Source organism: Candidatus Litorirhabdus singularis (assembly GCF_026262625.1).
Classification (GTDB): domain Bacteria; phylum Pseudomonadota; class Gammaproteobacteria; order Pseudomonadales; family Halieaceae; genus Litorirhabdus; species Litorirhabdus singularis.
The window spans coordinates 1,539,540-1,551,965 of record NZ_SHNN01000001.1 but is presented as its reverse complement, the minus strand read 5'-3'; the positions used below and the strand labels follow the sequence as shown (position 1 = coordinate 1,551,965).

Annotated in this window: 12 protein-coding genes; 5 read left to right on the top strand and 7 right to left on the bottom strand. The window is 53.8% G+C overall.

Annotated elements, in window-relative coordinates:
- Position 1: 1 nt before the first annotated feature.
- On the top strand, positions 2 to 634 hold the full coding sequence (locus EYC98_RS06940; protein ID WP_279244589.1) for a YehS family protein: 633 nt from the start codon (positions 2 to 4) through the stop codon (positions 632 to 634).
- A gap of 55 nt (positions 635 to 689) precedes the next feature.
- Here EYC98_RS06940 and EYC98_RS06935 read toward each other — a convergent pair whose 3' ends face one another.
- The 3 genes from EYC98_RS06935 to EYC98_RS06925 are packed head-to-tail and all read right to left on the bottom strand — an operon-like array spanning position 690 to position 3,991.
- Complete coding sequence (locus EYC98_RS06935) at positions 690 to 2,336, bottom strand: NAD(P)/FAD-dependent oxidoreductase (protein WP_279244588.1); 1,647 nt, start codon at positions 2,334 to 2,336, stop codon at positions 690 to 692.
- 12 nt (positions 2,337 to 2,348) lie between these two features.
- Positions 2,349 to 3,554, bottom strand: coding sequence for a BaiN/RdsA family NAD(P)/FAD-dependent oxidoreductase (locus EYC98_RS06930; protein WP_279244587.1), 1,206 nt, complete (start codon positions 3,552 to 3,554; stop codon positions 2,349 to 2,351).
- The gene (locus tag EYC98_RS06925; protein ID WP_279244586.1) at positions 3,551 to 3,991 is read right to left on the bottom strand and encodes a DUF1456 family protein; all 441 of its coding nucleotides are present in this window, start codon (positions 3,989 to 3,991) and stop codon (positions 3,551 to 3,553) included. Before EYC98_RS06925 ends, EYC98_RS06930 begins: the two co-directional genes overlap by 4 nt.
- Positions 3,992 to 4,101: 110 nt before the next feature.
- On the opposite strand from EYC98_RS06925, the gene EYC98_RS06920 reads away from it, so the two are divergent.
- Entirely contained in the window at positions 4,102 to 4,773 is a 672-nt protein-coding gene (locus tag EYC98_RS06920; RefSeq protein ID WP_279244585.1) for a flavodoxin family protein, read from the top strand.
- Positions 4,774 to 5,114: 341 nt separating this feature from the next.
- Positions 5,115 to 5,327: a hypothetical protein gene (locus EYC98_RS06915; RefSeq protein WP_279244584.1), complete on the top strand. Its 213-nt coding sequence runs from the start codon at positions 5,115 to 5,117 to the stop codon at positions 5,325 to 5,327.
- A gap of 60 nt (positions 5,328 to 5,387) precedes the next feature.
- Here the strand turns inward: EYC98_RS06915 and EYC98_RS06910 are convergent, their stop codons facing one another.
- On the bottom strand, positions 5,388 to 5,729 hold the full coding sequence (locus EYC98_RS06910; protein ID WP_279244583.1) for a PBPRA1643 family SWIM/SEC-C metal-binding motif protein: 342 nt from the start codon (positions 5,727 to 5,729) through the stop codon (positions 5,388 to 5,390).
- A 253-nt stretch (positions 5,730 to 5,982) separates the two neighbouring features.
- Between EYC98_RS06910 and EYC98_RS06905 the strand changes: the two genes are divergently transcribed.
- On the top strand, positions 5,983 to 7,056 hold the full coding sequence (locus EYC98_RS06905; RefSeq protein ID WP_279244582.1) for a TIGR03790 family protein: 1,074 nt from the start codon (positions 5,983 to 5,985) through the stop codon (positions 7,054 to 7,056).
- A gap of 53 nt (positions 7,057 to 7,109) precedes the next feature.
- Here the strand turns inward: EYC98_RS06905 and EYC98_RS06900 are convergent, their stop codons facing one another.
- The 3 genes from EYC98_RS06900 to EYC98_RS06890 form a co-directional block, all read right to left on the bottom strand.
- Positions 7,110 to 7,289, bottom strand: coding sequence for a DUF6435 family protein (locus tag EYC98_RS06900; RefSeq protein WP_279244581.1), 180 nt, complete (start codon positions 7,287 to 7,289; stop codon positions 7,110 to 7,112).
- 155 nt (positions 7,290 to 7,444) lie between these two features.
- Complete coding sequence (locus EYC98_RS06895) at positions 7,445 to 7,999, bottom strand: MarR family winged helix-turn-helix transcriptional regulator (RefSeq protein WP_279244580.1); 555 nt, start codon at positions 7,997 to 7,999, stop codon at positions 7,445 to 7,447.
- Positions 8,000 to 8,072: 73 nt separating this feature from the next.
- Complete coding sequence (locus EYC98_RS06890; RefSeq protein WP_279244579.1) at positions 8,073 to 9,638, bottom strand: BCCT family transporter; 1,566 nt, start codon at positions 9,636 to 9,638, stop codon at positions 8,073 to 8,075.
- A 318-nt stretch (positions 9,639 to 9,956) separates the two neighbouring features.
- Between EYC98_RS06890 and EYC98_RS06885 the strand changes: the two genes are divergently transcribed.
- A complete protein-coding gene (locus tag EYC98_RS06885) occupies positions 9,957 to 12,383 on the top strand; it encodes a TonB-dependent receptor (protein WP_279244578.1) in 2,427 nt (808 codons plus the stop codon).
- The last annotated feature ends 43 nt before the right edge of the window (positions 12,384 to 12,426 follow it).

Genomic DNA, 12,426 nt, shown 5'->3' with positions numbered 1-12,426 from the left:
CATGAATTTCGAGGCCAAGGACGCACAGGAGTCGGTCAGCGACCGGTCCACTGCCACTATTGTTGACCTTTACCGCCCACCCCAGCAGACTAGCGCCATGACAAATAACGATGTTTTACGGCGTATCCGCTACATCTTCGACTTCAATGACGCGAAAATGATAGCGATCTTCGCACTCGCAGACTTGCAGGTTAAGCGCGGGGACATTATTGCCTGGCTGTTAAAGGACGATGACCCTGCCTACGAAGATTGTAACGGCCGCACCCTCGCCACATTTCTCAATGGTCTGATTAGTGAAAAGCGCGGTAAAAGGCCTGGCCCCCAGCCGGAACCAGAGCACCATCTGACCAACAACATCGTCTTGATGAAGCTGAAAATTGCACTGAACCTGCAATCAGAGGACATCATCGCCATGGTAACGTTGGGCGGATTTAGACTTTCAGCGCCCGAGTTGAGTTCGTTTATGCGGCGCCCGGGACACAGAAACTACCGCGAGTGCAAAGATCAGGTGCTGCGCTACTTCCTTAAAGGGCTACAGGTTAAGTATCGCGGCGAACAAGTCGAAAGTGCTGAGACTGCGGAAAGCACGAAAACTCCGACTGCCAACTCGCCGTATGCAAAGTGGATTAAGTAGCCGCTTGCTGACGGACTCGCGAGTCGACTAGCTAACAACTAAAGACCCGTTACTCTCAGCTAGACGGCGGAAGCAAGGACAAGGCGATAGCCTCAGCAACCTTTATACCATCAATACCCGCAGACAAAATTCCACCCGCGTAACCTGCGCCCTCACCGGCCGGATACAAACCCCGAGTGTTTATACTCTCGAACTGCTTATCGCGCTTTATACAGATCGGTGATGAGGTGCGTGTTTCAACGGCGGTGAGCATGGCGTCGCGCATCGCGAAGCCTTTAATTTGCTTATCAAACGCGGGGATCGCCTCTTGAATGGCGGCGATGGCAAAGGGTGGTAATGAGCTTGAAAGATCGGTGAGCTTGATGCCTGGCTTATAGGAGGGCTGGGTCCCGGCCAACTCACTCGAAGGTTTGTTGTCGAGAAAATCGCCGACCAATTGCGCCGGCGCCGTGTAATCTGATCCGCCCAGCTTGAAGGCACGCCGCTCCAATGTGCGCTGCAAGTCGATTCCCGCCAATGGGTCACCCGGATAATCCTGTTCTGGGCTTATACCCACCACAATAGCTGAGTTGGCGTTGCGTTCATTGCGAGAATATTGCGACATACCGTTGGTCACCAAACCGCCCTCCTCTGAGGCTGCGGCAACTACCGTGCCACCCGGGCACATGCAGAAACTGTATACACTGCGGCCGTTATCGCAGTGGTGCACCAATTTGTAGTCTGCCGCGCCCAAAATTGGATGGCCGGCATGTTTACCAAAACGCGCACGATCGATAACCGATTGTGGATGTTCTATGCGAAAACCAATCGAGAACGGCTTGGGTTCTATGTACACCCCCTGGTCCTGCAACATTTGGAAACTGTCTCGCGCACTGTGGCCAATGGCCAGCACAACATGGCGGCTGTGCAACACTTCGCCACTGGCTAAAACCACCCCGGTAACCTGCTTCGACTCTTCTGTATCTTCTGACTCAAATTGTAGGTGGTCTACCTTCTCTGAAAATCGGATTTCACCGCCCAGACGAACAATCTCGGCGCGAATATTTTCTACCATCTTTACCAGCTTGAAGGTACCGATATGCGGCTTGCTAACATAGAGTATTTCTTCCGGTGCGCCGGCCTTAACAAATTCCATTTGCACCTTGCGGCCAAGAAAGCGTTTGTCTTTGACCTGGCTATACAGCTTGCCGTCCGAAAAGGTTCCCGCGCCGCCTTCCCCATACTGCACATTGGACTCTGTTTTCAGCTCCCCCTTGCGCCAGAAAGCCCAGGTGTCAGCGGTGCGCTCGCGCACCGCCTTACCGCGCTCCAGAACAATAGGCCGCAACCCCATCTGCGCCAACAACAATGCAGCCAGAATACCGCAGGGTCCAAAGCCAATGACGATGGGACGTTGCTGGGTCGCACTGGGGAAACCTGTGTCTGCCTCGGCCACTAAACGGTAACCAGTATCCGGGCTTGGTCTGCAAATATCCTGATTCGCATACTTCTCAAGCAGCATAGCTTCCAAGCCACCGGCAAGCTCAATATCTACCTGATAGATGAGCTGAATATCGTTCTTGTTGCGGGCGTCAAAGCTACGCTTAAACACTTCACAGCGCAGCACATCTGCCAACTCAATTCCCAGCCGCTTGGATACCTCTGCCACCAGTTCTGCTTCAGCATGGTCCAGTGGCAATTTGATGTTATTCAGTCGTAGCATAATCTCGCGTATTTAAACGTGCACCCCTGCAGCGTAACCGGAAGACCAGGCCCACTGGAAGTTGAATCCTCCCAGGTGACCGGTAACGTCCAGCACCTCACCAATGAAATATAAGCCGGGCTGTTGCCTGGCTTCCATGGTCTTGGAGCTGATTTCGTTAGTATCAACGCCACCCAGAGTTACCTCCGCGGTACGATAACCTTCGGTACCCGCGGGCTTCAACTCCCAGTGATTAAGTTGTCGCCCCAAGGCTTGCAGAGTGACGTCACTGCATTCCGCCAATGGGCGTTCGATGGCGTCAGGTTGCCATTGGAACAGCAGCTCCAGAGCCAGTGACTTTGGCAGGTGCCGCTGCAGAACCGTTTTTAGCTGGCTGGCACCAGCGGATGTTCTCGCTTCAGTCAAAAGCGCACTAGCATCTATACCCGGCAGCAGGTCCAGCGTCAGGACTTCGCCGGGCAGCCAGTAGTTAGAGATTTGCAGAATAACGGGGCCACTGAGCCCCCGGTGTGTAAACAACAGCGCTTCTGTGAAAGATTGATCACGGCAACTCGCGGTTACGGGCAGCGAAGTGCCCGCCAGCCGTTCACACAGACCCTTGATGGCGTCGCTGAACATAAATGGCACCAGGCCCGCCCAGCGCGGCAGCAGTGGTAAGCCAAATTGCTCCGCCAGCGTATAGCCAAAATCACTACCCCCTAACGTAGGAATCGACAGCGCGCCGGTGGCTACCACCAGCGACTGGCAAGTGAAGACTTTGTCTTCACCTATAATTTTGTAGCCCGCCTCTTGCCCCGCAGCTGCACTCTGAACACTGTATTGCCCAAGCTTGGTCCTGATTTGAACCCCGGCTGCATCGCATTCAGCGACCAGCATATCCAATATGTCGCGCGCAGAGTCCAGGCAGAAGAGCTGCCCGTGCTTGCGCTCTTCGTAGGCAATATTGTGCCGATCCACCATGGCGATAAAGTCCCACTGAGTGTAACGACTGAGGGCCGATATACAAAAATGCGGATTGGCTGAAATAAAATTATCCGGCGTCACATCCAGGTTGGTGAAATTGCAGCGGCCGCCACCGGACATAAGGATTTTTTTGCCCACTTTGTTGGATTTCTCCAACACCAGCACCCGTCGACCGCGCTGGGCGGCAGTGAGTGCACAAAATAGTCCTGCCGCGCCTCCACCAAGTACGATGACGTCAAAATCAGGCTTGGTCACGTGTCTAGCTTGGGTTGGAAACCACCAATAAATTGCAGTAATTGCTCATCACTGCACTCGCGAAAGTGCTTATTGCCCGGCTTCCGGAACAGGGCACCCAATTCCGACGCCGAGAGGGTGGCGCCGCCCTCTTCCAAAATCAGCAGCATATCTTCCTGTTGCAGGTTGAAGGCAATGCGCAGTTTCTTGAGAACTTCATTGTTGGACATCTTCTGATCATCAATGGTCGGCTGCGCGCCATCGCTGCGCGGGCCTCGTTCTGCGAGTATCAACCCCTCCAGAAAGGCCCTTAGTTGTTCATTGGAACAGGCAGACAGCAAGCCTGCCGGTGAAGCAGGCATAGGCGCAAGTCCGCCATGCTCCAACAGGGCAATAATGTCTTCTTCCGACAGCGCCAAGGCGCTGTAGATCGCTTGCAGTACGTCGTTGTTTTCCATGTCGCGCAGTATACGCTAGCTAAAACAGGACAGTTGTTGATATTTTAGCAGGCATTATCCAGTCTACACAGGACACACTGCCACCAGGACTAATTGTGAGGGATAAATAAGTGACCAAAATCGCGATCGTTTATTTTAGTAATTTCAAAGGCAATACCGAAACCTTGGCAAAGGCGGTTCAACGTGGCGCGGAGGCCGTGCCCGGCACCGAAGTCACACTTATTCATACTGACGCGGTTGATGAGCATTGGCTTACCCTGCACGCTGCAGATGCAATCATATTCGGCAGTCCCACCTATATCGGTAGCGTCGCGGCCAAGTTCAAAGAATTTATTGAAAAACTGGCCGGTGAAGTCTGGCTACAGCGCCTGTGGGTGAACAAAATCGCCGGGGGATTCACCGTCTCTGCCGGACGCGGTGGCGACAAACTCGCCTGCCTGCAGCAGCTGGCGATATTTGCCGCACAGATGGGCATGATCTGGGTGCCAATGCGAATCACAGGCGGGAATTATTCCACGCAGGGTAGCGAAGCCGACCTGAACCGCATGGCCGGCTATCTCGGCGTTATGGCGCAGGCAAATATCGATGAACCACCTGAGCTGGCACCACCACCGAGCGACATTCAGACCGCAGAGCTACATGGCAACCATATTGCTCATGTAGCGCGTCAATTCGCCCACGGTCGCAAGGCGCTTGCTGCAGACTACGATACTTATGCAGATCAAGCGCCGGGCTCTGCGAGCGCCCCTTTAAGCCTGCCAGAATTGCTTGAGCAGCCTTAACGGCTATTACCAGCCCAGAATCCGATTACCCGCGCCTGGGACTGCCTTATTGAAGAGACGTACGGGGTGACTGGAACCCTCAGAAAGAGCTGGAGCACTAAGCCCGCAAGCAGCCACTCACATTACCCGCGCTGTGGAGTCTGACAATATTTACGCTCGGGCTCGCCGTCGACAACGCTCTCAGTATCGTTGCTGACGGCATGCCGCACCCGCTGCTATTTAGCTACATGGTGCTGGAGACAGGATTTGGCGCCACTGGCCAGCCAATCCGTTTGATAGGACTTGTCCTCGACATGGACTATACTCCCCGCCCTTTTCCCAGGCAGCAAGGTGAGCGCTCTATGAACAGAATAGAGAAGTTAAAAAATGACGTATACAGCTTTGAAGAGCTGGATACTCTGGAGAAAAACGCAACCAAATTGGGTGACAGTGAAACACTGGACCTGATTGAAATCAGCCGTGCCTCAAAAATTGCCAAGGGAGAAAAACCAAAGTCCAAACTCGGCGAGGATGGCAAACCGCTGACCCGCCGTGGCCGCCGCGACCAAAGCTAGCGATCTCTGGCCGCTATGGCTGGGTCTTATTAGCCGATAGAGGTACTTCTAAAACGGTAACTAACCGCAGCACTTCTTGTACTTCTTACCGCTGCCACAACTACAGGGATCGTTACGGGCCGGCGTTTTGTCCAATTTGACAGTAGCGCCTTTGTTGAGCAGGGCGGTGAGCTCAGCGATCGACTCTTCAGCATCTTTACTGCTATCGACACTAATCTGGGCATACAGCTGCGCCTCATCTACCAGCGCCTGAACTTCCTGCTGCCGCGCCTCACTGGTTACCACCAGGTCCAACGGGTACTTCTCGCTACCCAGATTGCTGCCCGCCTTGGTCTTGAAAACGCCACCGGCGTGATCCTGGCGCGAATTCTGACGACCCTGGAAGAAAAACTTGTCTGACATGCTGTGGTCCTTGTTGGAGATGCTTGGTCACATTGATAGGCGCACATTAAAACACAGAATCGACGAAATCCGCGTTCGCATCTGTGTTGAAACGCGGTTTCGCATGAATCGAACCAGACTTGAACTTGCATGCCAGCGTACGCCTCAATCTCCAGTGGGAAGCCGCAGCTAAATCAGCGAGGCAACTCATTGCTGGAATTCATACTCCAATTCAAGCAACCTATGTGCTTCTAGCGGCACCGGAGAGACAATATTGCAGTATGTAGTGATTTGGGTATTCCTGTTTTTGGCAGCTATGTCGCATGCCGCTAGCGCTGCAATAACCAATGCCAATCTCGCCTTACTCGTTAATGACAATGATCCACAAAGTGTCGCAGTGGCAAAGTACTATCAGGAATCACGCCTGATACCTGACGAAAATATTATTCGCCTTAGCTTTGATCACCAGAAGCCATCGATGAGCGCTGCCGCATTCACCAAGCTAAGGGAACAGGTGGAGAGCAAAGTACCCGATGAGGTGCAGGCCTATGCCCTGACATGGACCAAGCCTTACAAGGTCGCGTGCATGTCCATCACCTCTGCATTTGCCTTGGGTTTTGACAAGGCGTATTGCGCGCAGGGCTGCAAGACTACCAGAAGACTTCCCTATTACGGTTCCTCTAGCGGGCACCCCCATCGAGATTTCGGGATCAGGCCCACCATGATGCTGGCGGGTAAAGATAGCAACGATGTTCTGCAGCTGATTGATCGCGGCGTGGGCGCCGACTCCAGCAGACCCAAGGGGCGCGCTTACCTCGTTAGCACGCCGGATAAAAATCGCAACGTGCGCGCAAAAATCTATCCGCTTATCGTCTCTAGGATGCAGGATGTAGTAGATATCGAAGTGGTTCAGGCAAACTATATCCAGAATAAGAATGATGTTCTTTTCTACTTCACCGGTCTCAAGAACGTGCGGGGGCTGGAGTCCAACACCTATCTCCCGGGCGCGGTTGCAGACCACCTGACCTCATCCGGGGGCGCGCTTTTTGGTGAACGACAGATGAGCGCCATGAAATGGTTGGAGGCCGGTGCTACCGGCTCGTATGGCACGGTTACCGAACCCTGCAATTTTCCAGGTAAGTTCCCTAATCCGGCGATCCTGATGCACCGCTATATCGGCGGCGACACTCTCATTGAAGCCTATTGGAAGAGTGTCTCCATGCCTGGCCAAGGTATCTTTATTGGTGAACCGCTGGCCTCGCCATTCAAGGGGTGTCGCCTACGCAACGGCCCCACCGGCAAGCTGGTATTCGAAGATATTCATGCTGAACCCAGCTGCGGGCCATAACGCACGGCGGTAGATAGCCTGCAGGAGCCGCAATCACGCGCAGACAGTCTTCTCTAAGCGCTTGCGTTGCTCTTTTGCGCTTCGATTTTCAATCTCAGCTCCTCAGCCTCTGCGGTAAGCGCGGAGTAGAGCCGGATATCGCCATTCCGCTGCGCCTGAAACGCCTTCGTCAGCAGCGCCTCATGATCTTTCTGTAAGCGCTTCACGGGGTCTTTCTTAAATAGTCCGAACATTCTCAATCCCAGTTAAACTCTGCATTTTGCAGCGATAGGATATCTACGTAAGCTAGCCCGCAAAGGATCGAAAAAGCGGGTATATGCCTTAGAGCGCGCGTTATGCGTTTGGTATGGACCGTATTCGAGACTCTGCTTCAGCATCGACTATTGCGTTAATCGCCGCTGTTAGCTTTCGAGGTCGGGCTGGATGATGTAGGACGATTCACGCTTTCGACAGCAGGTGGCGATGCATTGGGCCGATCCAAAGCGCCTACGTCAAGAACCGGAGAAGCGTCAATATGTTCAGCATCCATCATGTACGCCACCCGCTGCAGGGAGGCAATAATCATGGTCTGCTCCCACTCCTGCAGATCATTGAACTGCCGAGCGAAATGCTCTTGCAGCGGTATGGGTGCATCCCGGAGAATTTCGAAACCGATCTCTGTGAGCTGAACGTGCACCTTGCGCTTGTCTACAGTGGACCGTACTCGCTCTAAATAGCCCTTCTTTTCCAGCCGGTCGAGAATCGTAGTGACGGTGGCCTGACTGAGGCTGACCTCATTCGCCAATTGCCCAATGGCGGCTCCTTCAAACTTGCGAATGGCCTGCAACAACAGCATCTGCGGTGCAGTCAGCCCGGTAATTTTCGCCAGATGCTTCGAATGCAGATCTGTGGCGCGAATAACCCTGCGCAGCGATGTCAGTACTTGATCTAAACGATCCACCATAAACTCCTGTTATCAGCGCCACAGCGCTGCTGACCATAATATTACAACGACGGCTGTCGCCGGAAAATAGCAATCAAGACGCCCTTAATTCGCCCAAATGGGCATTAAGCCCTCGATACAGACTAAAACACACCACTAAAAGAATTAGCGTGAAAGGTATACCCGCGACCACTGTTCCGGCTTGCAGCGCCGCCAAGGCCTGCTGCCCACCACCGTACAGCAAAGCAGCCGCCAGCAAGCCCTGCATCGTCGCCCAGAAAATACGCTGGGGGACAGGTGGATCATCCTTACCACCGGAGGTGATACCGTCGATAACCAGCGAACCGGAGTCTGAAGAGGTAATAAAAAATACCAGCACCAACACCACACCCACCAAAGTCGTTAGCCCACTGTAAGGCAGGCTTTCGAGCATCTGGAAGGTAGCAAGGCTCATCGAGCTCATGCCATTAGCGAGGCTGCCTATGCCATTTTGTGCCTGATGCAAGGCGTTCATACCAAACACACTCATCCAAACCAGAGTCACCACGGTCGGTACCAGCAGTACGGCGATGAGAAGCTCTCTAACGGTTCGGCCCTTGGAAATCCGGGCAATGAACATGCCCACGAAAGGGGACCAACTGACCCACCAGGCCCAGTAGAACACGGTCCAATCTTGCATCCATTGCTCGTCGCCCCTACCCATCCAATTGCTCAAGGGTATGATATTGCCCAGGTAATTCCCGGCCGTGTCCAGCACGGCGCCAAATACGCTGATATTGCTGCCCACCAGCGCAATAAAGATCAGCAGGGCTGCGGCCAGTATCATATTGAGGTTGCTCAGGACCTTGACGCCACCATCCAGACCGCGCACGACTGAGAGAATGGCAATGAACGTCACCAGGATAATAATAGAGAACTTGGCATTGATGCTCTCATCAACCCCAAACAGCATCGTCAAGCCAGCGTTGACCTGGGATGCACCCAGACCGAGCGACGTGGCCAGACCAAATATGGTCGCTAATACGGCAAAGGTGTCGATAACGTGTCCCGGCCAGCCCCAGCAGCGGTCTCCCAGCAGCGGGTAAAATGCCGAGCGCAGTGTCAGGGGCAGCTTACAATTGAAGCTGAAAAAGCCCAGCGCCAGCGCGACGACCGCGTAAATAGCCCAGGCGTGTAATCCCCAGTGGTACATCGTGGCCGCCATCGCCATATCTGCCGCCTCGGCTGTTCCCGCCGCCACAGCCAATGGCGTACCCCCCGCACCAGTGAAGTAAGTCATGGGTTCGGCCACCCCCCAGAACATCAAGCCAATGCCCATACCGGCGGCAAACAGCATAGCGAACCAACTCGGGCGACTGAATTCAGGCTTGGCGTCCACTCCGCCCAACCGAATTCTGGAAACCGGCAATACAATGAGAGCAAGGCAGAACAGCAGTATCGCGTTGACCGACACCATCATAAAACTGGCGAAGGTCGCCAAACACCAGGCGCGAGCGGTCATCAGCATCGCATTGGCCTGCGCAGGAAACTGAATAGTGATGACGACAAATAAGATGATGAGACTGGCGCTGACAAAGAATACCGGGTTATGGATATCCATACCCCATACCTGAATATTGTCTTCGCCTATCGTGTAGTCCGATCGATACTTTCTTGGCATAGGCCTGTCGACCCTCGGGGAGCCACTCATAGATTAATTAGAAGACGTAATAATATACGCATGTAGCCGCCATGGGCATTCATTTTACATAGACCACCAAATATCAGATGAAATCTTATAGATCGAAGTTACTACGATAATGCTGCTATGTTGGCGCGAAACCACCTCAAAATGACCAATTTGGCGCACTTTGTGGCGTGACCAGCCCTGCACTTGAGTCGAAGCGTACAAAAAAGGTACAATAATGCTTCGTCTTGTAAATATTCTTGCTCGAACTATCATAAGTTCGAGCCCCCTATTTTATTACTCGGATATTCTATGTTTAAAAGAAACGCTATCTATGGAGTCATCATTGCTGCCTCGAGCATCAATCTGGCTCACGCTCAACTTGAAGAAGTGATCGTCACCGCGACAAAAACAGCTTCCAGCACTCAAGATATTCCTATCGCCGTTACGGCGCTCGGCGAGGAATCACTGCAGCAGTTGGGTATCAGCGACTTCTCTGACTACCTGATTCACTTGCCCGGCGTTACTGCTGGTGGCGGTGGACCCGGCACCAACACCATTTATATTCGCGGTGTAGCCTCTACCACACCGAACCTGACCACCTCCGGCGTAGCCGGTCTGGCTCCCAACGTGGCTTTCTATTTAGACGAGCAACCGCTCACGCAACCGGGCAGAAACCTGGACGTGTACGCAGCCGACCTTAACCGCATTGAGGTTCTTAAAGGACCACAGGGCACGCTGTTTGGCGCCAGCTCACAGGCCGGCACCGTGCGTATGATTACCAATAAGCCCGATCCCAGCGCTTTCTCGGGCAAGCTGAAAATGGGCGCAGCCTACACACCGGAAGGCGACCCCAGCCACAATGTAGAGGGCGTCGTTAATATTCCGATAGCAGATAACATGGCCGTGCGTGCCGTGGTTTATGTCGACAACCAGGGCGGCTACATCGACAATGTGGCCGGCACTGAGACGACCAGACAAAGTGCCCGCTTCCAAGCCGGCGGATTCCAGGAGGGCGCGGACCTGTCCGCTGTCGATTTTCGCGAGTCAAACAACTCATCTAAGACCGAGGACAACTTCAACGAGGTCAGCTATTCTGGCTTCCGCTTGTCTGGCCTGTGGGATATCAACGACGACTGGACCCTGCTACTGGGCGTCGCGCAACAGAGCATCGACTCTGAAGGGGTCTTCTATCAGGACCCTGAGCTCGAGGAACTCGAGGTTAGCCGCTATGAGAACGATACCCTCGACGACGATTTCGAGAACTACAACTGGACTCTGACGGGCCGCATGGGAACACTTGACCTACTCTACACCGGTGCCTACACCGAGCGGGAGTCTCAGTCACAGGTCGATTACACCGACTACCTAAATGTCGGTCAATATATTCCTTATTACATATGCGACTATTCAGTTTCCTATCCAGGTGACGCCGCACCCGCTGGCACCTGTTACGCGCCTAACCTGTTTATTAAAAGCTATGTGAAAAGCGAAGTGCAAACCCACGAATTCCGCATTTCTACCGACCAGAGCGGGCGTCTGCGTGGCTTGGGCGGGGTATTTTACAGTGATATGGAACTGCGAGAAGACAACCAGTTCACCTACCCTAACAGGAACAAGATTCTTGCCGCCGACGGCGTTACTGTGGGATGGGGTCCGAACTTCTCCGCCCAGCCATCATCGGCGCGCGACCCCGGCCAATGGAGCCCGGACGTCAGTTTCCGCAACGATGTACTGCGCACCGACAAGCAGCTGGGAGTATTTGGCGAGCTGAACTTTGATATTTCTGACCAGTTTACACTCACGGCCGGAGCCCGCTGGTACGACATCGAGGTTGACCTCAAAGGCAGCGCGGCCAGCTCCTTTGGTAACTTGGGCAGTACCGAGAGCAACAACTCTGGACAAAATCTAGACGAGCTCTTCAGTGGCGAAAATGACGTGGCAAAGACCGATGGCGTCATCGGCAAAGTCAGCTTGACCTGGACGCCTAATCAGGACCAGCTGTACTACGTCACCTGGTCGGAAGGCTATCGGCCCGGGTTTCTAAACCGCCCCGGCGGCCGCACAGCGCCTGATGGCTCTTATACCGTCCCCTTCGCAGCAGATACCGACGAAGTCACTAATTACGAGTTCGGTTGGAAGCTCGACCTATTGGACGATACCCTGCGCTTTAACGGTGACATATTCTTCGTCGATATTACTGACCTACAGGTGGGCATCTTTGATACCAGCATCACCAACCTGTTTTTCGCTGATAACGCTGCAGACGCAGAGGTCAAAGGCGTCGAAGGGGAATTTACCTGGCTACCCCAATTCTCCACCGGACTGACGGTCTCTGGAGGGTTTTCCTTGCTCGACACAGAAGTGACTGACAGCTTCGTCACCAGCTTCGTCCGCGAAGGCGACAGCTTGCCGTTTGCACCCGAAGTACAGGCTACGCTAAACGGCCGCTACGAGTGGGACGTTGCCAGTGGCAGACTGGCTCACGTCATGGGTTTTGTCAGCTATTCGGATAAGGTAAACACTGACATCGTGGCAGCCAACAGCATAGAGCTGGACAGCTGGTATCTGTTGGGTGTTACTGCAGGCCTCTCCGATGATCAGTGGACGGCCGAGCTCTACGTGGAGAACCTGACAGATGAGAGAGCGGAAATATCGGGCAACGCTATTTTCAACGTCTCAAGGGTAACGGTTGCCAGACCTAGAACCATAGGTCTGCGTTTCGCTTACGACTTCTAGAACAGCACTCGCAACACCCAGGTCCCGGCGTTAAACTGCTGGG